This window comes from Glutamicibacter sp. NPDC087661 (assembly GCF_044743275.1).
In the GTDB taxonomy this organism is placed as follows: Bacteria; Actinomycetota; Actinomycetes; order Actinomycetales; family Micrococcaceae; genus Glutamicibacter.
Genome location: NZ_JBIUWE010000003.1, coordinates 15,804 through 37,534 on the forward strand (window position 1 = coordinate 15,804; position 21,731 = coordinate 37,534).

Annotated in this window: 23 protein-coding genes; 14 read left to right on the forward strand and 9 right to left on the reverse strand. The window is 61.6% G+C overall.

The window, feature by feature from the left end:
• The first annotated feature begins 73 nt into the window (after nt 1–73).
• Complete coding sequence (locus ACIOTN_RS09375) at nt 74–1,126, forward strand: 3-hydroxyisobutyryl-CoA hydrolase (protein WP_402735214.1); 1,053 nt, start codon at nt 74–76, stop codon at nt 1,124–1,126.
• The gene (mmsB, locus tag ACIOTN_RS09380; RefSeq protein ID WP_402735215.1) at nt 1,123–2,019 is read left to right on the forward strand and encodes a 3-hydroxyisobutyrate dehydrogenase; all 897 of its coding nucleotides are present in this window, start codon (nt 1,123–1,125) and stop codon (nt 2,017–2,019) included. Before ACIOTN_RS09375 ends, mmsB begins: the two co-directional genes overlap by 4 nt.
• On the opposite strand, the gene ACIOTN_RS09385 is transcribed toward mmsB, so the two are convergent.
• Nucleotides 2,014–2,517 carry a MarR family winged helix-turn-helix transcriptional regulator gene (locus ACIOTN_RS09385; protein WP_400343207.1) on the reverse strand — a complete coding sequence of 168 codons (504 nt, stop codon included), beginning with the start codon at nt 2,515–2,517 and terminating at the stop codon, nt 2,014–2,016. The genes mmsB and ACIOTN_RS09385 overlap by 6 nt on opposite strands.
• 72 nt (nt 2,518–2,589) lie before the next feature.
• Between ACIOTN_RS09385 and ACIOTN_RS09390 the strand changes: the two genes are divergently transcribed.
• The 4 genes from ACIOTN_RS09390 (at nt 2,590) to ACIOTN_RS09405 (ending at nt 4,785) form a co-directional block, all read left to right on the forward strand.
• Complete coding sequence (locus ACIOTN_RS09390) at nt 2,590–3,732, forward strand: acyl-CoA dehydrogenase family protein (protein ID WP_400343205.1); 1,143 nt, start codon at nt 2,590–2,592, stop codon at nt 3,730–3,732.
• A gap of 116 nt (nt 3,733–3,848) precedes the next feature.
• The gene (locus ACIOTN_RS09395; protein ID WP_105657889.1) at nt 3,849–4,052 is read left to right on the forward strand and encodes a hypothetical protein; all 204 of its coding nucleotides are present in this window, start codon (nt 3,849–3,851) and stop codon (nt 4,050–4,052) included.
• Entirely contained in the window at nt 4,049–4,489 is a 441-nt protein-coding gene (locus ACIOTN_RS09400; RefSeq protein WP_105662662.1) for a hypothetical protein, read from the forward strand. The genes ACIOTN_RS09395 and ACIOTN_RS09400 overlap by 4 nt, the downstream gene beginning before the upstream one ends.
• A complete protein-coding gene (locus ACIOTN_RS09405; RefSeq protein ID WP_105657891.1) occupies nt 4,486–4,785 on the forward strand; it encodes a transcriptional regulator in 300 nt (99 codons plus the stop codon). The genes ACIOTN_RS09400 and ACIOTN_RS09405 overlap by 4 nt, the downstream gene beginning before the upstream one ends.
• Before the next feature lie 3 nt (nt 4,786–4,788).
• Here the strand turns inward: ACIOTN_RS09405 and nadE are convergent, their stop codons facing one another.
• Both nadE and ACIOTN_RS09415 read right to left on the reverse strand, forming a co-directional pair.
• On the reverse strand, nt 4,789–5,613 hold the full coding sequence (gene nadE, locus ACIOTN_RS09410) for an ammonia-dependent NAD(+) synthetase (RefSeq protein ID WP_133834975.1): 825 nt from the start codon (nt 5,611–5,613) through the stop codon (nt 4,789–4,791).
• Nucleotides 5,614–5,705: 92 nt separating this feature from the next.
• Nucleotides 5,706–6,143 carry a MarR family winged helix-turn-helix transcriptional regulator gene (locus ACIOTN_RS09415; RefSeq protein ID WP_105657893.1) on the reverse strand — a complete coding sequence of 146 codons (438 nt, stop codon included), beginning with the start codon at nt 6,141–6,143 and terminating at the stop codon, nt 5,706–5,708.
• A gap of 39 nt (nt 6,144–6,182) precedes the next feature.
• Between ACIOTN_RS09415 and pyrE the strand changes: the two genes are divergently transcribed.
• Entirely contained in the window at nt 6,183–6,740 is a 558-nt protein-coding gene (gene pyrE / locus ACIOTN_RS09420) for an orotate phosphoribosyltransferase (protein WP_181148872.1), read from the forward strand.
• 81 nt (nt 6,741–6,821) lie between these two features.
• Here the strand turns inward: pyrE and ACIOTN_RS09425 are convergent, their stop codons facing one another.
• On the reverse strand, nt 6,822–7,892 hold the full coding sequence (locus ACIOTN_RS09425; RefSeq protein ID WP_105657895.1) for a LacI family DNA-binding transcriptional regulator: 1,071 nt from the start codon (nt 7,890–7,892) through the stop codon (nt 6,822–6,824).
• A gap of 216 nt (nt 7,893–8,108) precedes the next feature.
• Between ACIOTN_RS09425 and ACIOTN_RS09430 the strand changes: the two genes are divergently transcribed.
• Genes ACIOTN_RS09430 through ACIOTN_RS09445 form a run of 4 tightly spaced genes read left to right on the forward strand, consistent with a single transcriptional unit; the run spans nt 8,109 to nt 13,714 of the window.
• Nucleotides 8,109–9,407: an extracellular solute-binding protein gene (locus ACIOTN_RS09430; RefSeq protein ID WP_402735216.1), complete on the forward strand. Its 1,299-nt coding sequence runs from the start codon at nt 8,109–8,111 to the stop codon at nt 9,405–9,407.
• An 8-nt stretch (nt 9,408–9,415) separates the two neighbouring features.
• Nucleotides 9,416–10,453 (forward strand): carbohydrate ABC transporter permease, encoded by a 1,038-nt coding sequence (locus ACIOTN_RS09435; protein WP_402735217.1) that lies wholly within the window; start codon nt 9,416–9,418, stop codon nt 10,451–10,453.
• Nucleotides 10,450–11,337, forward strand: coding sequence for a carbohydrate ABC transporter permease (locus ACIOTN_RS09440; RefSeq protein ID WP_105657897.1), 888 nt, complete (start codon nt 10,450–10,452; stop codon nt 11,335–11,337). Before ACIOTN_RS09435 ends, ACIOTN_RS09440 begins: the two co-directional genes overlap by 4 nt.
• Before the next feature lie 46 nt (nt 11,338–11,383).
• A complete protein-coding gene (locus ACIOTN_RS09445; RefSeq protein WP_402735218.1) occupies nt 11,384–13,714 on the forward strand; it encodes a glycoside hydrolase family 3 N-terminal domain-containing protein in 2,331 nt (776 codons plus the stop codon).
• A 93-nt stretch (nt 13,715–13,807) separates the two neighbouring features.
• On the opposite strand, the gene ACIOTN_RS09450 is transcribed toward ACIOTN_RS09445, so the two are convergent.
• The 5 genes from ACIOTN_RS09450 to ACIOTN_RS09470 all read right to left on the reverse strand — a co-directional run bounded on the left by ACIOTN_RS09450 (nt 13,808) and on the right by ACIOTN_RS09470 (nt 18,234).
• Nucleotides 13,808–14,926, reverse strand: a complete 1,119-nt coding sequence (locus ACIOTN_RS09450) for a type I restriction endonuclease (protein ID WP_286134242.1) — start codon at nt 14,924–14,926, stop codon at nt 13,808–13,810.
• Between the two features lie 204 nt (nt 14,927–15,130).
• The gene (locus ACIOTN_RS09455; RefSeq protein WP_402735219.1) at nt 15,131–15,856 is read right to left on the reverse strand and encodes an ABC transporter permease; all 726 of its coding nucleotides are present in this window, start codon (nt 15,854–15,856) and stop codon (nt 15,131–15,133) included.
• Nucleotides 15,853–16,638, reverse strand: coding sequence for an ABC transporter ATP-binding protein (locus tag ACIOTN_RS09460; RefSeq protein WP_402735220.1), 786 nt, complete (start codon nt 16,636–16,638; stop codon nt 15,853–15,855). The genes ACIOTN_RS09455 and ACIOTN_RS09460 overlap by 4 nt, the downstream gene beginning before the upstream one ends.
• 35 nt (nt 16,639–16,673) lie before the next feature.
• A complete protein-coding gene (locus tag ACIOTN_RS09465) occupies nt 16,674–17,312 on the reverse strand; it encodes a TetR family transcriptional regulator (protein WP_402473738.1) in 639 nt (212 codons plus the stop codon).
• Nucleotides 17,313–17,391: 79 nt separating this feature from the next.
• Nucleotides 17,392–18,234 (reverse strand): HAD-IIA family hydrolase, encoded by an 843-nt coding sequence (locus ACIOTN_RS09470; protein WP_105662652.1) that lies wholly within the window; start codon nt 18,232–18,234, stop codon nt 17,392–17,394.
• 139 nt (nt 18,235–18,373) lie between these two features.
• On the opposite strand from ACIOTN_RS09470, the gene ACIOTN_RS09475 reads away from it, so the two are divergent.
• The 3 genes from ACIOTN_RS09475 to fbaA all read left to right on the forward strand — a co-directional run bounded on the left by ACIOTN_RS09475 (nt 18,374) and on the right by fbaA (nt 21,731).
• On the forward strand, nt 18,374–19,030 hold the full coding sequence (locus tag ACIOTN_RS09475) for an RNA methyltransferase (RefSeq protein WP_105662651.1): 657 nt from the start codon (nt 18,374–18,376) through the stop codon (nt 19,028–19,030).
• Between the two features lie 171 nt (nt 19,031–19,201).
• Nucleotides 19,202–20,512: a M23 family metallopeptidase gene (locus ACIOTN_RS09480; protein WP_105662650.1), complete on the forward strand. Its 1,311-nt coding sequence runs from the start codon at nt 19,202–19,204 to the stop codon at nt 20,510–20,512.
• Between the two features lie 196 nt (nt 20,513–20,708).
• A complete protein-coding gene (gene fbaA, locus ACIOTN_RS09485) occupies nt 20,709–21,731 on the forward strand; it encodes a class II fructose-bisphosphate aldolase (RefSeq protein WP_105657905.1) in 1,023 nt (340 codons plus the stop codon).

The window sequence follows — 21,731 nt, forward strand, 5'->3', positions numbered from 1 at the left end:
CACTTCAATTTAGTTGGAAGTCCGAGTATATTCGACACTAGTAGGTGACCTCAATCACTCAAAGGAGAGTCTGTTGCCTGAGATTCTGACCGAACGCCGGGGGCACCTGGGGCTCATTACGCTGAACCGGCCGAAGGCCCTGAACGCCCTCAACGCGGACATGTGCCGCGACTTCCTCGACGTGCTGCTGGAATGGCGCGATGACCCGGATATCGCTCAGGTAGCGGTTATGGGCGCAGGGGAGCGCGGCCTGTGCGCCGGCGGGGATATCGTGGCGATCTACCGGGATATCTTGGACCGCAGCGGTGCTTCGGCTGACTTCTGGCGCATTGAATACCAGCTCAACGTCCTGATCGACGAGTACCCCAAGCCGTACATTGCGCTCATGGACGGAATCGTCCTAGGCGGTGGCATCGGCATCTCGGCGCATGGCAGCCATCGCATAGTTACCGAAACCAGCCGTTGCGGCATGCCGGAAGTCGGTATCGGATTCTTCCCGGACGTAGGCGGAACGCATTTGCTGGCGCGTGCCCCGCATGCGGCCGGACGATTGGCGGCATTGACTGGAATGAAATTCAGCGCGGCCGACACCATCGCTTTGGGCCTGGCCGACTCGTATGTGCCCAAGGCCCGGATCCCCGACGTGCTCGCAGACCTCGAGGCCCAGCCGGCCGCGTCGGTGCTGGCCAGCTATGCCGAGACTCCGGAGCCTGGCTTCCTGCACGAAGAATGGGTACAGGCCTTTGGCAAGGCAAGCACCCCAGCGGTCATGCGTGCACTGGAGCTGCACGACTGCCCGCAAGCCCAAGAGGCGTTGAAGGCATTGGGCGCCGCCTGCCCGAGCTCGGTGCGCTTGGCCGAAGAACTGATCCACCTGGCTGGAGCGGATTTGAGAAAAGACCTGCAGCGAGAGTATCGGGCTGCCGTTCACCGGCTTGATGACCCCGATTTCGCCGAGGGGATTCGCGCCGCAGTCATCGACAAGGACCGCACACCGCAATGGACGGAAGCAGTCCCGGGGCTAAGCCCGGGCCAGCGCACGCAACGGCATTTGGAGCCCCTGTTCGGGGCAGAACTAACTTTCGCACTGCTCGGTGAAGATCTAGCGGAAAAGAGCCACTCATGAACGCAAAACCAGTTATCGGATTCCTGGGCATGGGCCATATGGGATTGCCCATGGCCATCAACCTGCACAAGGAAGGCTACCGGATCAAGGGCTTCGACGTGGTTCCTGATGCGGTGCAGGCCGCCCGAGAAGCAGGCATCGGCACCGTGGCTACCGGAGCCGAGGCGGCCGCCGGCGTGGACATCGTCATCACGATGTTCCCTTCGGGCAAGCACGTGCTCGATGCCTACCGCGAATACCTGCTCGATAGCGCCAAGCCCAATACGCTGTTCCTGGAGTGCTCCACCATCGACGTAGCGCAGGCCCGTGAAGCGGCGCAGCTTGCGGTCTCCGCGGGGCATCGAAGCGCCGACGCTCCGGTGTCCGGGGGCGTGGTCGGGGCAGAAGCGGGGACTTTGACGTTCATGCTCGGTGCGCAAGCCGAAGATCTCGGAGAGATCACCCCGGTGCTGGAGCACATGGGCAACCGGATCGTGCACTGCGGCGGGTACGGCGCAGGCCAGGCCGCCAAGGTCTGCAACAACATGCTGCTGGGCATCTCGATGATTGGCGCTGCCGAAGCCTTCGTGCTCGGAGAACGGCTGGGCTTGGAGCACCAGGCGCTCTTCGATGTCATTTCCTCCGCGTCGGGGCAATGCTGGTCGGTCACCACCAATTGCCCGGTGCCCGGACCTGTGCCTGCTTCCCCTGCCAATCGCGATTACCAGCCAGGATTTGCCGCAGCGCTGATGGCCAAGGACCTCGGCCTGGCAGCTAGCGCGCTGGAGCATACGAGTACCGATGCCCAGCTCGGCTCCCTGGCCGCAGCGCTGTACCGCAAGTTCAGCGATGAGGGCGATGCGGGAACCGATTTTTCCGGGATTATCAACGCGATCCGCGACGGATCGCTATAGGAAGTCCCCGGAGGCCTTGCGGAATCGGGCCAGGATCTCGAAAATCTCGGTGGCGTCGTTGCCGGAGAGATCGCTCTGGGCAAAGAGCTTTTCGTTCAGATCGCCGCGGGCCGCTGGCAGCACTTGCTGGCCTGCGGCCGTGAGTTCCAAAAGGCGGGTGCGGCCGTCGGTCGGGTGCGGGATGCGCCGCACCAAACCGGTAGCTTCCAGGCGGTCTACCGAATTGGTCAGGCTGGTGGCGTGGACCTGCAGGAGCTGGCTGGCTTGGCTCATGGGCAGGGAGCCGCGCTTGGAGAAACCGAGCAAGGCGAGTACTTCGAATCGCGCAAAGGTCAGCCCGTGCGGCTTGAGGATGGCATCGGCTCGCTGCAGGTAAATCGATGCCGTGCGCATCACCGCGGTAATTGCGGCCATGGAGTCGGCCTCGGCTGACCATCCATGGGAAATCCATTGTTCCCTGGCTTGCGCGATTGGATCGCGTGAGAGCGGAGAAGTCATGTGCATACCCCCAAAAGAAGACTTAGTCCAACAATATACTTGGACATCCTATGGTTTGGAAGGAATCCCCGGATGGACCTCTTGAATGTGGCCGGAGAACTAAGTGGAACCGAACGGCAGCGACTGCTTGGAATCAGGCAGGTAGCGCAGCATCAGGTGCGCAAGCAGTCCGTTGGCTATTGGAACCGCGAAGAATTTCCGACCGAGCTGATTGGAAAACTGGCCGAACTCGGACTGGGCGGATTGCAGCTGGGGGACAGCTCGCATTTGCTGCGGGGGCTGATCCATGCAGAACTCGCCCGCGCCGATATTTCAATCTCATCCGTGGTCGGCATCCACAACGAACTGGTGATCGGGATGATCCGCGAATTGGGCTCGGAAGAGCAGCGCGAGCAGTGGCTGGGCAAGCTCGCCGGCTTTGAAGCCTACGGCGCATTTGCGCTGACCGAACCGGAACATGGATCGGATATCGCCGGCGGCATACGGAGCACCGCGCAGCGCGACGGGGACCAGTACGTTCTGAACGGGGCCAAGCGGTGGATCGGCATGGGCACCTTCAGCGATTTCGCGCTGGTCTGGGCCAAGGACGAAGAAACTTCGCAGGTCGGGGCCTACCTCGTTGAAGCGGACCGCCCTGGCTATAGCGCTTCCAAGATCGAACACAAGATCGGGCTGCGCAGCATGCAGAATGCGGATATTCGGCTGGAGAATGTGCGGATTCCCGTCGCGAATAAGCTTCCAGGGGTGACCAGCTTCGCTGCGGCAAACCAGCTATTAATGCAATCTCGCGCGTGGGTGGGGTGGCAGGCTGTCGGCGCGATGATGGCAACGCTCGACATCTGCAGCGCCTACGTCGCGCAGCGCCAGCAGTTCGGGCAGCCGCTGGCCGCTTTCCAGTTGATTCAGCAGCCCCTGGCCGAAATTGCAGGCAACCTGAGCGCCTGCCTTTCCATGATGGGCGATATTGCCCGCAAGCAAGAGCGCGCGGAATTGCACATGGTGGATGCGGCAATGGCGAAGTCGACTGCCACCCGCCTGGCGCGGGATTCGGCCGCCTTGGGCCGAGCGATGCTTGGCGGCAATGGCATTGTGAGCGATTTCGAAATGGCCAAGGTCTTCTGCGATGTCGAGATTCTCCATACCTATGAAGGCACCTATGAAATCAATTCGCTGATTGTGGGACGTGCCCTGACCGGAGTCAGTGCCTTCGTGTAGCCGGGGCATCCGTCCGTTGGAATCTTTCCAGCTGATTCATAACAAGTACTTTCCAAAGCGGAAAGTACTTGTTATGGTTGGGGAACTCGGAAGATCAAAGCCAAAGGAGCAGGACAATGAAGATTCCATTCAGCACCTGGTACACCATCATCACCGTTGCGGCAGGTCTGGCCTTCGCGGCAATGGCCATGACCGCCTATGCCACGGGCAACAACTCCCTGATCTTCATTGGCATGGGCTTCTTCATGGCAATTTGCATGACCATGACGTCCGTCTACGCACAGCGCCAGCAGAAGGCTCGCAAGGCGGCCAGCAAATGAGTTCCGGCAAGAAAATGAGCCCTGAAGAGCAACTGGCCGCCCTGGGGTTGGCGCAGCAGGGAATGCAGCGTGCCGCCGGGTACGGAGCCAAATTGCTGGGCACCTATTGCATCATCTTGGGAGTGCTCATGGGCGGCCTGGCTGCTCTGCTGCAGGTCTTTCGTCCCGATGCGGATTTTATCGGCTTCATCGTCATCATGGCGTTGTTCTGCGTATCCGTTGCAGCGATGTCCTTGGCTTACGGGAAGCTCTACCGCTCGCTGCCGCGCGGGCATTCCAAGATGTATCTTCGGGGGTTCATTGCGAGCATGGTGCTTTACGCGGTGGCAGTGGCCTTGCTCGGGGCGGGACCCATGGGCTGGGGCGCCATCGCGTTGATCTGGATTATCGTTGCCGCGCCGTTGTTCCTGACCGGAATTGCGATGGTGCGCAAGTGAATGCCCATGCTCGCGAACGGCTCAACGACGACTTCTCCAACCCGGTACGGCTCTCACTGATGGGCTCCTTGCAAGCCGTGGACGAAGCCGATTTCAAATCCTTGAAAGAAGCCATCGGCATTTCGGATTCGGTGCTTTCCCGGCATCTGAGCGCACTGGAAGCCGGCGGTTACGTGCAGATCAAGAAAGGGTATGTGGGCAAAAGGCCTCGTACCTGGGCGAAGCTGACTTCAGCTGGGCAGGAGGCCTTTGCGCAACATGTCCAGGCGCTGAAGGAAATCACCGGCTTGGGGTAATCCTCAAGCGCGCCACCATTTGTCCCAGTAGGTGGCCGGTACGGTGCGCTTGTGCCGGGATCCCACGAAGCGCCTTTCGATGACCTCGGCCGCCGCAGGGTCAATCTCGCGGCCTTCGAGGTAGTCATCAATCTGCGGATAGGTCAGGCCAAGTTCCTCTTCATCTGCGCGCAGCGGCTGGCCGTCCAGCAGGTCCGCGGTAGGCTCCTTGGCCCACAGCAGCTCAGGAGCCTGCAGCTCGCGCAGCAGTGCCTGGTTCTGGCGCTTATTCAGCCCGGCCAGGGGCAGGAGGTCCGCTCCGCCATCGCCGAACTTGGTGAAGAAGCCGGTAATCGATTCGGCCGCGTGATCGGTGCCCAGGACCAGCATCCCGCGGTCCCCGGCCATGGCGTACTGCATGATCATCCGGGTGCGGGCCTTGAGGTTTCCGCGGTTGAAATCGCTCAGCGCCAGGTGGCCCGCATCGGCCAGGGCTTCATCGAAAGCGGCGACAGGCTTTTGGATGTTCACCTCGAACTGCTCGTCGGCAGCCACGAAATCCATGGCCGCTTCCGCATCGGCCGCATCCTTCTGCACGCCATGCGGCAGGCGCACCGACACGAAGTGCGCCTCGCCGCCGGATTCGCGCACCTCTTCGACGGCCAACTGGGCTAAGCGCCCAGCCAGCGTTGAATCGATGCCGCCGGAGATGCCCAGCACGAAACCCCGGGCGCCGGTAGCGGCCAGATAGTCCTTGAGGAAGTCGATACGACGGCGAATTTCGTCGGCCGCGTCGATTTCCGGGCGCACGCCCAGCTCTTCAATGATCTTTGCTTGCAGTTCACGCATGCTTCTAATCCTAGGCATGAGCCCTCGCCGTGCGGTACCGCTGCACAGGCTGGGAACGAAAGTTAATCTGTTCTCAACAAATCCCGGAGGGGCTATTCGGAATCCTGGTCCGGGTTCCAGCCGAGATTGCGCGCAATCTTTTCCAAGGCTTCGACCACCGCGTCATATTCGGAACCGTCCAGATCCTGGCCGAACTGGGTGCGGATCTTTTCCACGAGCTCACTGAGCTTGAGCAACGAGGTGTGGCCCCGATCGGTGATGGAATACTCGCCGTTGATTGCCGTAACCCAGCCGGATTCGATCAACTCGGCAAGGTGCTCTCTCAATGATTGCGGTTCATCCGGCGAGGCGAAGAACGGGGAAAGCCCGGCGTCCAGTTGCGCCTCGGTGGCAGGTTGCTGCTCCAGCAGGTTGAGCACCTGCCATTGCCTGCGTGTCACACCGTGCTCTTCCAAAGTCGCTGCAAACTGCTCGTCAATCAGCGAATCCACCAATTTCAGCCAGTAACCCAAGGGGCGTTTTGCGTTCATGGAATCAGCCTAGCCATGATGCCGACTAGAATCGAGGGTATGAGCGAAACCAGCGCCCGTGAGCGACTAAAAGAACTGATCCAAGAACTAGCCATTGTGCGCGGCAAGGTCACCTTGTCCTCGGGCAAGGAAGCTGATTACTACATCGATCTGCGCCGTGTAACCCTGCACCAGGAAGCATCGGGCTTGGTTGGCGAAGTCATGCTTGGCTTGCTGGACGAGGCCAAGCTGGAATTCAGCAATGTGGGCGGCTTGACCATGGGCGCTGACCCGGTAGGCACCGCCATCATGCACACCGCCCGGGCCAAGGACCGCGCCATCGACGCTTTCGTGGTCCGCAAGGCGCAGAAGTCCTACGGCATGGGCCGCCAGGTCGAGGGCCCGAGCGTCGAAGGCCGCGATGTCATCGTGCTCGAGGATACTTCCACCACCGGCGGTTCGGCGCTGACCGCTGTCGAGGGCGTGCGCAAGGCCGGCGGCAACGTGATTGCCGTGGCCGTGATCGTTGACCGCGACACCGGAGCCAAGGAACGCATCGAAGAAGAAGCCGGCGTTCCGTACCTGTTCGCCTACGGCAAGAACGAGCTGGGCCTGTAGCCGGCAAGCGATTCCCTGCACAGCACCTCGTTGCCCACCGGAGAATTCCCGGTGCGCGGCGGGGTGCTCTGCTTTTCCCGGCTAGCTGCTGCGCGCGGGGCCCGTGGTCTCGCGCGGGACGAGCACGGCAGGCAGGTGGCCGGGGGAGCGGACGTCCTCGCCCGCAAGCAGGCCCAGCAGCATGCTCACCGCCTGGGCGCCCATCTCATGCAGCGGCTGGCGCACGGTGCTCAGCGGGGGAGAGGACTGTGCCGCGGCCGGGATGTCATCGAAGCCGATGATCGAAAGATCGCCGGGAACCTGTAGCCCGCGTTCGCCGGCCACCTGCAAGGCGGCCAGGGCTGAGAGGTCATTGGCCGCGAAGATTGCCGTGGGCGGCTGGGGCAGGTCCAGCAGGTCATGGGCGGCCTGCACCGCGGCATCATGCTGGTAATCGCCATCGTGCGACAGCTGCCCATCGAATTCCACGCCGGCCTCTTCCAGCGCTTGGCGGTAGCCCTGCTCGCGCAGGTGCGCGGAAGCCAGGTCCCCGCGCCCGCGGATGTGCCCGATGCGGCGATGGCCCAGATCCAGCAGGTGCCGGGTGGCCGTATAGGCCCCGGAACGGTTGTCCACGTCGATGGCGATCGGCATTTCCGGACCGGCATGCGGGTCAATGGCGACGACCGGCACCGAGCTGTGCGGGACTTCCACGGTGGGGGTGACGATGATGGCGCCGTCGATCAGCGTTCCGCCCAAGCGGGACAGGGAGCGGCGTTCCCAGCCGGCATGCCCTTCGGGGGAAAGGTTGCCCGCGTAGGCCATCAAATCGTATTGGGTTCCGCGCAGGGTCGCGGAGATGCCGTTGAGCAGGCCCAGCGAGAAGGGCTCGAACTCCGCCACCAGGATGCCGATGATGTTGGTGCGGGTACTGCGCAGCGAGGAGGCGACCAGTGAGGTCTCGTAGCCCAGTTCGCTGATGACCTGGTGGACCTTGGCGATGGTGGCCGGGGCGACCCCGTAGCGGCCATTGACGACCTTCGAGACGGTGGAGACGGAGACCTGCGCGGCGCGCGCGACGTCGTTGATGGTCACGCGTGCGCTGGAAGGCTCGCCGGGGATCTGCGGCTGCTGGGCATTGGCGATCCCGGGGATTCCGGTCTGAGGGGTCATCACTTCACTAACAGTAGCGCAAAATACTCCGGAATTCCGTGACTTCACGGGGGCATGACGACCGATTGCGGATCTTTCGATAACGTTTTCGCAATGGATTTCGAAAACGTTATCGAAAACGATTGACATGACCTGCGTCACGGTGCAATTCTTGGTGGAGCCAATCGCCTGCCGTCCGATGCCGGCAGGTCTTCATCACAGCTGAGGAGCACGAGCATGTTATCCAAGATCCGAGGTGCGCAGATTCTGGCGCTGGCCGCCACGACTGCCCTGCTGGCCACCGGCTGCGCCGCCGATGCAGGCCAGGAAGGGACGTCGGCAGACGGAACCACCACCATCACCTGGTGGCACAACTCCAATAACGGCGACGGCAAGGCCTACTACGAACAGGTTGCAGCCGACTTCGAAGCCGCCCATGAAGGGGTGGAGGTCGAAGTCAGCGCCATGCAGCACGAGGACATGCTCACCAAGCTCGATGCGGCCTTCCAGAGCGGCGACGCCCCGGATGTCTACATGGAACGTGGTGGCGGGGAGCTCGCAGCCCACGTGGCCGCCGGGCTGACCAAGGACCTGACCGAGGCGGCCTCCGAGGAAATCGCCTTCCTCGGCGAGAACGCCGGCGGCTGGCAGCTCGATGGCAAGACCTACGCCTTGCCGTTCTCGCTGGGCGGTGCGGGGTTCTGGTACAACAAGGCGCTGTTCAAGGAAGCGGGCATCGACTCGGCCCCGCAGACCTTCGATGAACTGATTGCGGCCACCGGGAAGCTGAAGCAGGCAGGCATCGACCCGATTTCCATCGGCGCGGGCGACAAATGGCCAGCAGCCCACTACTGGTACTACGCGGCAGTGCGCGAATGCTCCCAGCAGACCCTGGCCGATTCGGTCGCCAATCTCGATTTCAGCGACCAGTGCTTCACCAAGGCCGGGGAAGACGTGGACCAGCTGATCAAATCCGAGCCATTCAACCCGGGCTTCCTCTCTACCCCGGCGCAGTCCGGCCCCACCTCCGCTTCGGGCCTGCTGGCCACCGGAAAGGTAGCCATGGAATTGGCTGGCCACTGGGAGCCAGGGGTCATGCAGGGCCTGACCGAAGACGGCACTGGCATGGGGGAAGACACCGGATGGTTCCCCTTCCCTGCCATTGAGGGCGGCCAGGGAGACCCGGCCGCGCAGCTTGGCGGAGGCGATGCCTGGGCAGTTTCCGAAGGCGCCCCCGACGCGGCGGTGGACTTCGTGAAGTACATGCTCTCCGACGAGGTCCAGCGCGGTTTCGCCGAGCTGGACATGGGCCTGCCGACCAACCCGGCAGCCAAGGACGCGATCTCGGATCCGGCATTGGCTTCGCTGATGGACGTGCGCGACAAGGCGCCATATTTCCAGCTGTACTTCGACACCTCGTTCGGCGCCTCCATTGGCGGGGCCATGAACGACGAGATCGCCCTGCTCTTCGCCGGCAAATCCGACGCGCAGAAGATCGTCGACGCCAGCCAAGATGCCGCTGACCTGGAGAAGTGATCCACGCCGTGGCCCCAGAAGTAACCTACGCAGCCAGTCCGCCAGCCAGCGGTGGCCCAGGGCTTTCCGAAAGGCGGCGTTCCACGCCAAACGGACTGCCGCCTGCCGGTGCCAAGCGCACGCGCAAGCCCGCGCAGCGGCGCAAGAACCTGGAGATCCTGTTCTTCGTCAGCCCGGCATTGCTGCTGATCGCGGTCTTCATGCTGGTCCCCATCATCCAGGCCGTGCGCTTCTCGATGTACAACTGGAAGGGCTTCGGCCCGCTGGTGGACTTCGTGGGCTTCAAGAATTACGTCCGGGTGCTGGGCAACGAGGTGTTCACCGATGCCCTGGTCCATAACCTGGTCATCATCGGCGGCTCCATCGCCCTGCAGCTGCCGATCGGCCTGGGCATCGCCCTGCTGCTGAACCGGAAGATGAAGATCCAGTCCCTGCTGCGCACCATCATCTTCGTGCCCTACGTGCTGTCCGAAGTCATCGCCGGGGTGGTCTGGTTCCAGCTGCTGCAGCCGCAGTACGGGGTGATCGACACCATCTTGTCTAAGCTGGGAATCCAGGGGCCGGCCCAAGGCTGGCTGGGCACGCCGGAACTCGCCTTGTGGACCGTGCTGGCCGTGCTGACCTGGAAGTACCTTGGCCTGGCGGTGATCCTGTTCCTTGCCGGGCTGCAGGGGGTGCCGTCCGAGCTCTACGAAGCGGCGGAAATCGACGGCGCCTCCTGGTGGCAGATCCAGCGCAAGATCACCATCCCGCTGCTGGGCCCCACCCTGCGCACCTGGGGCTTCTTGTCCATGATCGGCTCGCTGCAGCTCTTCGACATGGTCTGGATCCTCACCGGCGGCGGACCGGCCAACGCCACCACCACCATGGCCAGCTTCCTGGTTTCGGAAGGAACCAAGCGCCAGAACTTCGGAATCGCCGCGGCCGCCTCGGTCATCTTGTTCATCGTCGCCCTGGTTCTGGCCATCTCCTACCAGCAGTTCATCCTCAAGCGGGATTCGCAGCCCGATGATGAGCGCACGAAGCGGAAGAAGGCCAAAGCATGAGCGCCACCCTGGCTACCAGGCCCCAGCACACCCCCGCCCAGGCAAAACGCGCCAAGAAGCGCAACGGCCGGCAAGGCGGAAACGTCCTGGTCTACGCCATCGCCTTGGCGGTTGTCGCGATCACCCTGGGCCCGGTCCTCTACGGGGTGCTCGGCGGGTTCCGCACCAACGCGCAGCTGGCCGAGAACCCGGCAGGCCTTCCCGAGCCGTGGGTGCTGGAGAACTACGCCGGCGTGCTGAAGAACCCGGATTTCTGGCAGTACGCGCTGAACTCCACGATGATCGCGGTGATCACCACCATCGTCGTGGTGGTCTTCGGCATCATGGCTGCCTACCCGCTGGCCCGCTACACGTTCCGCCTGCGCGAACCGATCTTCATGGTCTTCGTGCTTGGCTTGCTGTTCCCGGCCACCGTGGCGATTGTTCCGCTGTTCATCCTGATTACCCGGGACCTGGACATGGGCAACACCTGGTGGGGCGTCGCCCTGCCGCAGGCGGCCTTCGCGCTGCCCATGACCGTGGTCATCCTGCGCCCCTTCCTGATGGCGCTGCCCCAGGAGCTGGAAGAAGCCGCCCAGCTCGATGGCGCCAGCCGCATCGGCTTCTTCTGGAGGATCCTGCTGCCATTGTCCGGGCCGGGCATGGTCACCGTCGGCGTACTGGCCTTCGTCGGCTCGTGGAATGCCTACCTGCTGCCGTTGCTGCTGCTGCAAGGGGATATGCGCACCTTGCCGCTGGGCGTCGCCGACTACTCCAGCGAGCACTCGGCCGACACCGCCGGCGTCTTCGCGTTCACCGCGCTGGCGATGATCCCGGCACTGATCTTCTTCCTGGCCATGCAGAAGCGCATCGTCAATGGACTGCAGGGCGCAGTCAAGGGCTGATCCGCCCCCCGCAAGCAATCGAAATCTTTGAAGACAAGGAACTGCCATGAAAACCGTCGAGCAAACCTGGCACGACATCTCCCTTCCTGCCGAACAGCGCGTCGCCGCGCTCATGGATGAAATGACCCTGGAAGAGAAAGCCGGGCAGCTGGGCTCGTTCTGGATCCGCCCGGAGGAAGAAAACCAGGACGGGGAAGGCAACGTCGCGCCGATGGCCGACACCTTCACCGCAGGTCCCAGCTTCGAAACCGCCATCAAGGACGGCTTGGGGCATATCACCCGCGCCTTCGGCACCATCCCGCTGGCTCCCGCCGAAGGCCGCGAACGCCTGGTCGAGCTGCAAGAACAGGTCATTGCCGCGAACCGCCTGGGCATCCCGGCCATCGCCCACGAGGAATGCCTGACCGGATTCACCACCCTTGGCGCGACCTGCTACCCGGCTTCCATTGCCTGGGGCGCCACCTTCAACCCGGAACTCATTGGCGGCATGGCCCGGCGCATCGGCGCCGACATGCTGAAGATGGGAGTGCACCAGGGCCTGTCCCCGGTCTTGGACGTCACCCGCGACTACCGCTGGGGCCGGGTGGAAGAGACCATGGGCGAAGACCCCCACCTGGTTGGGGAGCTGGGCGTTGCCTACGTGCGCGGCCTGCAGGACTCGGGGGTGCACGCCACCTTGAAGCACTTCGCTGGCTACGCGGCCTCGCAAGCCGGGCGCAACCACGCGCCGGTCTCCATGGGCCCCCGGGCGCTGGAAGACACGGTGTTCCCGCCGTTCGAACGCGCAGTTCGCGAGGGTGGAGTGAAGTCCGTGATGAACTCCTATGCGGACGTGGATGGCGAAGCGCCCGCTGGCAGCCACCGGCTGCTCACCGAAGTGCTGCGGGGCCGCTGGGGCTTCGCGGGAACCGTCGTGGCGGACTACTGGTCCGTCAGCTTCCTGCACAGCATGCACGAAGTGGCAGAAGACGAGGACGCCGCGGGCCGGCTGTCCCTGGAAGCCGGCATGGACGTTGAGCTCCCGGAGACCACCGCCTTCGCCAACCTGGCCCAGGCGGTCCGCGCCGGAGCGCTGGAGCAGGAAGTCCTGGACACCGCGGTGCGCCGCGTGCTGGCCCAGAAGCTGCAGATGGGCCTGCTGGATCCGGGCTGGAACCCGCGCCAGGCCTGGCTGGGCGATGACGTGGAACTGGATTCGGCCGATAACCGTGCCCATGCCCGGAAAATGGCCGAGGAATCGATCATCCTGCTGCGCAACGAGCAGATCCTGCCCTTGGCCAGCCCGGCACGCTTGGCGGTCATCGGGCCCAGCGCCTCCCAGCCGCGCACCCACCTAGGCTGCTACTCCTTCACCAACCATGTCTACTCGCGCTTCGCCGAGCAGCAGGACTACGGCGTGCCGATGGCCTCGATCCTCGAAGCCTTGCAGCAGGCTCCCGCGCTCGCCGGATCGCAGATCGAGTATGCCCGTGGCGTGGACTTCACCGATCTGAATGATTCGGGCATCGCCCAGGCGGTCCAGGCCGCCCGCAACGCCGAAGTCGCGGTGGTTGCCGTTGGCGACCTCGCCGGGCTCTTCGGCCGTGGCACCTCGGGGGAGGGCTGCGACGTCGTCGACCTGCGCCTGCCCGGGCGGCAGGGGGATCTGGTGGAAGCCGTGCTGGCCACGGGGACCCCGACGGTGCTGGTGCTGGTCACTGGGCGCCCGTATTCGCTGGGGCAATTCGCTGATCGCACCGCGGCCATCATCCAGTGCTTCATGCCCGGGGTGGAAGGCGGGCCGGCACTGGCTGGCGTGCTGACCGGCGAGGTCAACCCCTCGGGCAAGCTGCCGGTGCAGATCCCCGACCATATCGGCGGGCAGCCGGGCACCTACCTGGCTTCCAAGCTGGCGTGGCATTCAGAAGGCGTAACCAACCTCGATCCGCGTCCGCTCTACCCCTTCGGCTACGGCAGCTCCTACACCAGCTTCGAGATCTCCGGGCTGGAACTGCCGGAAACTGAAATCGCTGCCGACGGCACCATTCGGGTCAGTGCCACCGTGGCCAATACCGGAGCGCGCTCCGGTGCCGAAGTGGTGCAGCTGTACCTGGCTGACGCGGTGTCGCAGGTGGTGCGCCCGCGCCGCTGGCTGGCCGGCTTCGCCAAGGTGCAGCTTGAGGCAGGGGAGTCGAAGCGCGTGGCTTTCACCGTGCATGCTGACCGAACCTCGTTCACCGGGCTGTCCGGGAAGCGCATTGTGGAACCGGGCAAGTTCACCGCGCTGGTGGGAACCAGCAGCGAGGACCTGCCACTGCAGGCCGAGTTCCGGATCACCGGGAAGGTGCGCGAAGTGGCCGAGGGCCGCGTGCTGGACACCCCGGTGGACATCGCGTAGCCGCTAGGCGGTGCGCCGCCGCAGGGCAGCACCTGAAAGTGCTCGAACCGCTGCGCCAATACTAGAATGGCGCAGCGGTTTCAAGCACTTAATCTAGTTGCTGTCTAGGCGTGCGACACATGTTCGAATCTGTTCCGCGAAGAGGTAGATATCTTCCAGCTCGTCAATTGGATGCCGAGTCTCCTTTTTGTCTTCGTCAAGGAGCCCGATGTATTTCTGGGCTTTTGCATTGAAGTGGAGCCGGGCGATCGTTCGTCGATTGTTATCGTCTAGCAAGATTCCAAAATATGTTTTGCTATCGCGGTGAGTCACTCGATTAGGTTTGACTTCGCTACACGCAATCGCCTTGATGATTTGGTACCCAGCAAGTTCTTCTTCGGTGGTGACTACCCCGGTCTTATCAGATTCCTCTTTTGCCTCGACGGCGTTTTCAACTGATTTGTGAACCTGTTCTGAAGTCCGTTGGCCGTCTGGAAGTGGCACCTCAATGGCGTCGCCTTCATGTAACGCGTTTTTAAGTCGTTCATGCACTTTTTCTTTCAAAAATTGCTTAGTTGCTTTACCAACTAATTCAGTGAAAAGTGCTAAGTTATCTGCGGTCGCTCGACGTTCGGTTACCTTGGTCATCAGCAATCGAACGAAATCTTTTCCTGGCTCCTTGAACTCGTTGCCAATTTCGCGTTTCAACGCTCCGACATACTTGAGCTCTTCAGCTGAGTTCAACACTGAATCTAGATTGAAAGTTTCTTTAGTGAGCTTTGTGAGTTCAGGGTAGACAATTTCGTCTACGTCTAGCAGGTCAAGTACGAGGAACGGCTTCTGATCCATGATGTTTGGAGCGTCTAGATCCGTGAAGAAATGATAGGCCTGCCCATTAGTTAACACGCCGATTCGGGCGTTGGTAACTGAAAAATACCGGAAAAGCTGCGAAGCATGCTTGACGTTGAGAGAGTCACCAACATGTTTGCACTCGATAAGAATCTGAACTTCGCCGTCTTTCATGATCGCGTAGTCAACTTTTTCCCCCTTTTTCATTCCATGGTCGGCCGTGAATTCCGGAATCACTTCGAGGGGATTAAATACGTCGTATCCCAAGACGCGCGAAATAAATGGCATAACGAATGCGTTCTTCGTTGCTTCTTCAGTCTGGATCGAATCTTTCTGCGCACGTATTTTGGCGGAAAGGTCTTCAATTCCTTCTATGATCCCCAATTCATTCCCTCACTTTTGAAATTGTACAAGCGTAAAACGACATTCTGAACTGCACGACAATTTCTGATGTTATCAGACGAGCGAGACAATAAAGCTTAGACGAGAATCTGTTCTTTCGAGTAAAATTAATGTCGCGTTCAAAGAACGTCAGGAAATGGGGCATCGGATCCAGTTAAGTCATGTCATCCAAAAATCTAAGTATTTCTAGGCGGTGCGCCGCCGCAGGGTCAGGGAACCGACGATCAGCGCGGCGGCGATCCAGGCGGCGATGACCAGCATGCTGCTTGCCGTCGCCGAATCCACTGTTCCCGCCGCGGCATCCGAGAGGGCGTCGATGGCGTGGGACAGCGGAAGCCAGTCGCCGATGGCCTCCAGCGCGCCGGGCAGCTGCTCGCGGGGCAGGATGATTCCGGACAGCAGAAACTGCGGGATGACCAGCGCCGGCATGAACTGAACCACCTGGAATTCGGTGCGTGCGAAGGCGCTGGCCATCAGGCCGAGGCTGATGCCCAGCAGCGCGTCGAGGGCGGCCACCGCGAACAGCAGCCAGAAACTGCCTTCGATCTCCAAGCCGCAAACCCAGATGGCGAAACTGACCGCGATCATGGTCTGGAGGATCGCAACCAGGGTGAACGCCAGCGCGTAGCCGAAGATGAATTCGCCCTTGGCCAGCGGCATGCTCAGCAAGCGCTCAAGGGTTCCGCTGCGCCGCTCGCGCAGTGTTGCGATGCTGGTTACCAGGAACATGACCACGAAGGGGAACAAGGCGATCATTGCCGGGCCAATGCGGCTGAAGGCCGGGGTGTCGGTGAAGATCCATGCGATCAGGCCGATTAGCAGGCTGGGCACGATGAGCATCAAGGCAATGGTCCGCGGGTCATGGCGCACCTGGGCCAGGACCCGCCCGGCGGTGGCGAGTGTCCGTTTCATGGCTGGTTCCTTTCGGCCTCGGCCCGATGCTTCGGTGCAGGTGCGGTGCCCCTTGGCGGCTGCCCGGTGCCGCCTGCCGCGATCAGGGCAACGAAGGCATTTTCGGGATTGTCTGCACCGGTTGACTCCATCAATGCAGCCGGGCTCATCTGGCCGAGCAGCTTCCCCTCGCGCAGCAGCAGGATTTCATCGCAACGCATGGCTTCGTCCATGACATGGCTGGAGACGACAAGGCACAGGCCGGTGGCCGCCAACTGCGAGAACATCGCCCACAGATCCGCACGCAGCACCGGGTCCAAACCCACCGTGGGTTCATCCAGGATGACAATTTCCGGCGAGCCGAGCAGCGCGATGGCCAAGGACACCCGATTGCGCTGTCCGCCGGACAGGCCCATAGCCAGCCGGCCAGCCTGGTCCGCCAGGTCCGTGGCTTCGAGGACTCGATCCACTTCGGCTGGGGGCTGGCCGAGGATCTTGGCGAAGTAGGCGATGTTCTGCCGGACACTCAAATCGTCATAGACGCTGGCTGCCTGGGTCATATAGCCGACCCGGTTGCGCAGGGACTTGTGCCCGGCGGGCTTTCCGAGAACGGAGACTGTTCCGCTGCTGATGACCTGGTTGCCCACGATGCTTCGCAGCAAGGTGCTCTTGCCGCTGCCGCTGGGGCCGAGCAAGCCGATGATCCGTCCCGGCGCGAGCTGGAATTCCACGTGGTCCAGGACCAATGCCCTTCCGCGTCTGACGTCGAGCCGCTGCACATCGACACAAGCCGTTTTATTCATCACATAATGAATTAGGGACCTCTGCCAGCAGCATGTCAATGGTTCAACGCAGGCAATTGGCCGGTGAGGTAGCGCTGGATGGTGGGGGCCACCAGCTCGATAACCTGCTCATCATCCATGGAGGCCAAAGGCTCCAAGCCAATGATGTAGCGCGCGACAATCAGGCCGACAATCTGGCTGGCCACCAGGGCTACCCTCGGCTCGGCGCTTTCTTCCGGCAAACGCGCACCCAAGCGCGAGAAGATCTGCTCTTGCAGGAATGGACGGAGGATTTTCGCCGCGCTGCTGCTGGAGACCAAGCCCCGGATCATTGCCGTTGCAGCCGTGCGGAAAGCCGGCTTGCTCCAGGTAGCGAGCAATGCGCGAGTCAGCGCCTCGCCCATCTCCTCCAACGGCGCTGTTGCCGCCTCGGCGATGATTTCCCCTGGGTTGACGGGGATGCGCATGGTCTGGACAAACAAGTCGCTCTTGTCCTTGAAATAGTGGTGAACCAGTGCTGGATCCACCCCGGCTCGGCGCGCTACCGACCGGAGGCTGGCTGCCTCGTATCCGGCACGGGAGAACTCCTTGGACGCGGCTTTGAGGATCGCCGCTCTAGTTGTCCCCGTGTTGCTGCCTTTGGGCCGTCCACGCTTCCGCGCGCTCGGGACCTCGTTCGGTACTTGCTCGGTCACGGTTTCAGCATACTTCCGGAATCTTGCGTCAACGCAGCAAGGCCGGGCAAAAGCCCGGCCTTGCTGAATCCGCTAGCTGCTACTTCTTGGCTGCAGGCGCTTCCGCTGCAGCGGTACCCTTGGCGAGTTCCGCGTGCAGATTCGCCACGGATGGGAACTGCAGGTCCGGGCGGAACGGGAAAGTGTCCATGTCCTCGCGGGCGGTGATGCCGGTGTAGACCAATGCGGTCAGCAGTCCGGCTTCCATGCCCGCAACGATATCGGTGTCCATGCGGTCGCCGATCATTGCGGTGGTTTCCGAGTGCGCATCGATTCGGTTCAGGGCAGAACGGAACATCATTGGGTTCGGCTTGCCCACCACGTATGGCTCGCGGTTGGTTGCACGCGAGATCAAAGCCGCGATCGCACCGGTGGCTGGCATAATGCCTTCGGTGGACGGCCCGGTAGCGTCCGGGTTGGTGGCGATGAACTTCGCCCCGCCTTCGATCAGGCGGATGGCCTTGGTGATGGCTTCGAAAGAGTAGGTGCGGGTTTCGCCCAGCACGACGTAGTCAGGGTTCTGGTCGGTCATGATGAACCCCGCATCATGCAGGGCAGTGGTCAAACCGGCTTCGCCAATGACGAAGGTGCGGCCGCCGGGGCGCTGGCGAGCCAGGAACTCTGCAGTGGCCATCGCGGAGGTCCAGATGTTTTCCTCCGGGACGTCCAGGCCCGAGGCCAATAAGCGGGCACGCAGATCGCGCGGGGTGTAGATGGAGTTATTGGTCAGGACCAGGAAGCGCAGGTTGTTGTCGCGCCAGTAGCTCAGCATCTCGGCGGCGCCCTTGATGGCCTGGTTCTCGTGAACCAATACGCCGTCCATGTCCGTGAGCCAGCATTTGATGTCGTGGACAGTTCGCGTACCGCGGATTGAAGTTGTCACGAGGCGTGGATCCTCCCTAGGGAAATATTTGGTGGGAGCTATCGGCACTGAAAGTATCCCGTTCTATTAAGAGATTACACAGGCGCACGCAAATGCGCCGTGAACAAGGGCGCGAACATAACGAACTAGGCTTAATACTGTGAACGAAGAAACGCATGAACCAGTTAATGACCCGAGCGCGCAGCATGTGATCGGAGTAGGCCCCTGGGAGGGGGAACTGCCAACCGACGGAAAATACGATCCCCAGTTGCTTGCCGAGGGCGACCGGCGCAACGTCGCGGACAAGTACCGCTACTGGACGATGGACGCCATCATTGCTGATCTTGACGAACGCCGCCACGATTTCCATATCGCCATTGAAAACTGGCAGCACGATATGAACATCGGCACCGTGGTACGCAGCGCAAACGCTTTCCTGGCCAAAGAAGTCCATATCATCGGCCGTCGCCGCTGGAATCGACGAGGCGCCATGGTTACTGATCGTTACCAGCACGTACGCCACCATGCAACGGTGGAGGAGTTCGTTGCCTGGGCTGAGGGCGAGGGGTTGACGATTCTGGGAATCGATATCTTCCCGGACTCCGTTCCACTGGAGACCTACGACCTGCCGAAGGACTGCGTGCTGGTCTTCGGGCAGGAAGGTCCGGGACTCAGCCCGGAAGTCCACGTTGCGGCCAAGGACACCTTGTCCATCGAGCAGTTCGGCTCGACTCGTTCAATCAACGCGGCATCCGCAGCCGGGATTGCCATGCATGCGTGGGTACGCAGGCACGTGTTTGGGCAAAAAGTAGGTTAACAAGAAATTTAATACTGACGAGTTTAGTCGAGCATCTGGATTAGTTATCATTTTCCGCCTACTCTGGGTTTTAGTTATGAAAACGTGATCTGGGAGAGGGCGGTCGTGAAACGACGTCATCAAGTAAACCGTGACTTGCTGTTGCCCGGGCTGCCTCGACGCAGAAGGCCATTGGTTATATGGTCCACTTCTATCGTCGCCGCGCTCGGACTGACGGGAGCCCTGGCGATCCCGATCATGGCTCAGGCCGGTGACTCCAGGCAGGGCGATATCCCTGTAGGCATCGATGCTGTGGCAGATCCATCAATGTTCAACGGACCGGTCTACGTCAGTGCAGATGCGCCGCTGAACTCATTTGGCGGTTCCGGCAAGGAGCTGGCTATTGACGGCCGTCCCGTTGGAATGCTTGATGGCGCTGACGCGGGCTCAGAAGCGTCCGGCAATGACAACGAATCCTCAGCTCTGCTTGCGGGCATGGTCGGCGAGCTCGGCAAATTGCCTGGCGACCTGCAACTGATGCACCCGGTCAAGACCCGCAGTATTTCCAGCCCTTATGGCTGGCGTGCCAACCCTACCGGTCCTGGCAACCAGATCCACATTGGCCAGGACTACCCTATTTCCTGCGGCTCGCCGGTCTACGCTTCTGAAGCTGGAACGGTGACCGTATCGGCATGGGCTGGGCACTCCGGCATGCGCGTGACTATCGACCACGGCAGCAATGTCCAGACTGGCTACAGCCACAATTCGAAGTTGATTGCCAAGGTGGGGCAGCGAGTCGAGCAGGGTGAACTGATCGCCCTGGCTGGCACTACCGGCAACTCGACCGGTTGCCACGTGCACTTCGAGGTCATCATCGACGGCCGTTGGCATGATCCGCGCAACTACCTGCCAACCATTCCGGGCCAGCGCCAGGCGATGATTAATTCGCAGCGGCTGACAGTCAATGCGGGCAGTGCTCCCAAGGGCAACGGCTCCCGCGTTCCTGATAAGGCTCCAAGCGGCCCGGATCCAGACGTCATTGTCCCCGAGGATGACACTCCAAGCATTCCACGGCCGAAGCCAAGCCCATCGGAATCACAGCGCCCGTCGCCGAGCGAGAGTGAAAGCCCGAGCGGTTCGCAGTCTCCAGATGGTTCACAGAGCCCGGACGGTTCGAAGAGCCCTGATAGCTCGAAGAGCCCAGATAGTTCCAAGAGCCCTGACGATTCGAAGAGTCCAGGCGCTACGGACGGACCCGAAGATCCGGATGCCACTGATGAGGTGGAGGCTCCAACTCCAGAGCCAACGAAGCCAGAAGAAGAAGCCGTTACGGATACTCCAACCGGCTCAGCTTCTGCACCAAAGACGGATTCGTCGAAGTCGGCCTCGACCGGAACTGAAACTCCGGCGGCTTCCAAGAGCTCTGCATCAGTGCCCAGCACCACGACCAAGACACAGCTAGCTCCGTCGGGAAGCACCTCTGTAAGCGCAACAACCGAATAGAGAACGTAAAAAGCCAGCGGCCAACCATAATGAGACAAGCTCTCATCTGGGTTGGCCGTTTGCTTTGCGGTAAACCGCGGAATTCCCCGTGTCACGATACGAGATTTAGGGCTTAGTTAGTGACATAGCCGATAGGATGGATGGCGAACCGCCGTCAATGGAGACGCGTAACCTCGCTAATCACCAGGAGTGAAGCATGCCTATCGCAACCCCCGATAAGTACAATGCAATGATCGATGCTGCCAAGGCAGGCGGCTACGCCTTCCCAGCAGTGAACGTGACCAGCTCGCAGACTCTGAACGCCGCAATTCGCGGCTTCGCAGAGGCTGAATCCGACGGCATCATCCAGGTCTCCACCGGCGGCGCCGCATACTGGTCTGGTGCATCCATCAAGGATATGGTTACCGGCTCGCTGGGCTTCGCGGCCTTCGCGCGCCAGGTTGCCAAGAACTACGGCGTGAACATCGCCTTGCATACCGACCACTGCCCAGCGGACAAGCTGGACGGTTTCGTGTTGCCGCTGCTGGCCGCTTCGGAGGCTGAAGTCGCTGCAGGCCGCGATCCATTCTTCAACTCCCACATGTGGGACGGCTCGGCTGAGACCCTCGAAGAGAACCTGCGTATTGCTGCTGAACTGCTGCCACGCACCGCTGCCGCGAAGCAGATCCTCGAAGTTGAAATTGGTGCCGTGGGCGGAGAAGAAGATGGCGTCGAGAACGCGATCAACGACAAGCTGTACAGCACCGTCGAAGATGCCTTGGCTACCATCGAGGCTTTGGGCGCCGGTGAAAAGGGACGCTACATCACCGCGCTGACCTTCGGCAACGTCCACGGCGTTTACAAGCCAGGCAACGTAAAGCTGCGCCCAGAGATCCTGAAGGATATCCAGGCCCAGGTTGGTGCCAAAATCGGCAAGGCTAACCCATTCGATCTCGTATTCCACGGCGGATCGGGCTCCTCCGAGCAGGAAATCGCTGACGCTGTTGCCTACGGCGTGATCAAGATGAACATCGACACCGACACCCAGTACGCATTCACCCGTCCGGTCGCAGGCCACATGCTGGGCAACTACGATGGCGTGCTGAAGATCGACGGCGAAGTTGGCAACAAGAAGACCTATGACCCGCGCGTTTGGGGCGCCAAGGCTGAAGAGTCCATGGCTGCCCGCATCGTTGAAGCTGCCCAGCAGCTAGGCTCGGCCGGAAAGTCGCTGAAGTAA

Excerpts from the sequence above, each read along its gene's own strand:
- ACIOTN_RS09425 (WP_105657895.1), bottom strand. The coding sequence starts at position 7,892 with ATGACCCCTCAGACCGGAATCCCCGGGATCGCCAATGCCCAGCAGCCG.
- mmsB (WP_402735215.1), top strand. The coding sequence starts at position 1,123 with ATGAACGCAAAACCAGTTATCGGATTCCTGGGCATGGGCCATATGGGA.
- ACIOTN_RS09390 (WP_400343205.1), top strand. The coding sequence starts at position 2,590 with ATGGACCTCTTGAATGTGGCCGGAGAACTAAGTGGAACCGAACGGCAG.
- nadE (WP_133834975.1), bottom strand. The coding sequence starts at position 5,613 with ATGCGTGAACTGCAAGCAAAGATCATTGAAGAGCTGGGCGTGCGCCCG.
- ACIOTN_RS09395 (WP_105657889.1), top strand. The coding sequence starts at position 3,849 with ATGAAGATTCCATTCAGCACCTGGTACACCATCATCACCGTTGCGGCA.
- ACIOTN_RS09400 (WP_105662662.1), top strand. The coding sequence starts at position 4,049 with ATGAGTTCCGGCAAGAAAATGAGCCCTGAAGAGCAACTGGCCGCCCTG.
- ACIOTN_RS09445 (WP_402735218.1), top strand. The coding sequence starts at position 11,384 with ATGAAAACCGTCGAGCAAACCTGGCACGACATCTCCCTTCCTGCCGAA.
- fbaA (WP_105657905.1), top strand. The coding sequence starts at position 20,709 with ATGCCTATCGCAACCCCCGATAAGTACAATGCAATGATCGATGCTGCC.
- ACIOTN_RS09415 (WP_105657893.1), bottom strand. The coding sequence starts at position 6,143 with ATGAACGCAAAACGCCCCTTGGGTTACTGGCTGAAATTGGTGGATTCG.
- pyrE (WP_181148872.1), top strand. The coding sequence starts at position 6,183 with ATGAGCGAAACCAGCGCCCGTGAGCGACTAAAAGAACTGATCCAAGAA.
- ACIOTN_RS09460 (WP_402735220.1), bottom strand. The coding sequence starts at position 16,638 with ATGAATAAAACGGCTTGTGTCGATGTGCAGCGGCTCGACGTCAGACGC.
- ACIOTN_RS09385 (WP_400343207.1), bottom strand. The coding sequence starts at position 2,517 with ATGACTTCTCCGCTCTCACGCGATCCAATCGCGCAAGCCAGGGAACAA.
- ACIOTN_RS09440 (WP_105657897.1), top strand. The coding sequence starts at position 10,450 with ATGAGCGCCACCCTGGCTACCAGGCCCCAGCACACCCCCGCCCAGGCA.
- ACIOTN_RS09455 (WP_402735219.1), bottom strand. The coding sequence starts at position 15,856 with ATGAAACGGACACTCGCCACCGCCGGGCGGGTCCTGGCCCAGGTGCGC.
- ACIOTN_RS09430 (WP_402735216.1), top strand. The coding sequence starts at position 8,109 with ATGTTATCCAAGATCCGAGGTGCGCAGATTCTGGCGCTGGCCGCCACG.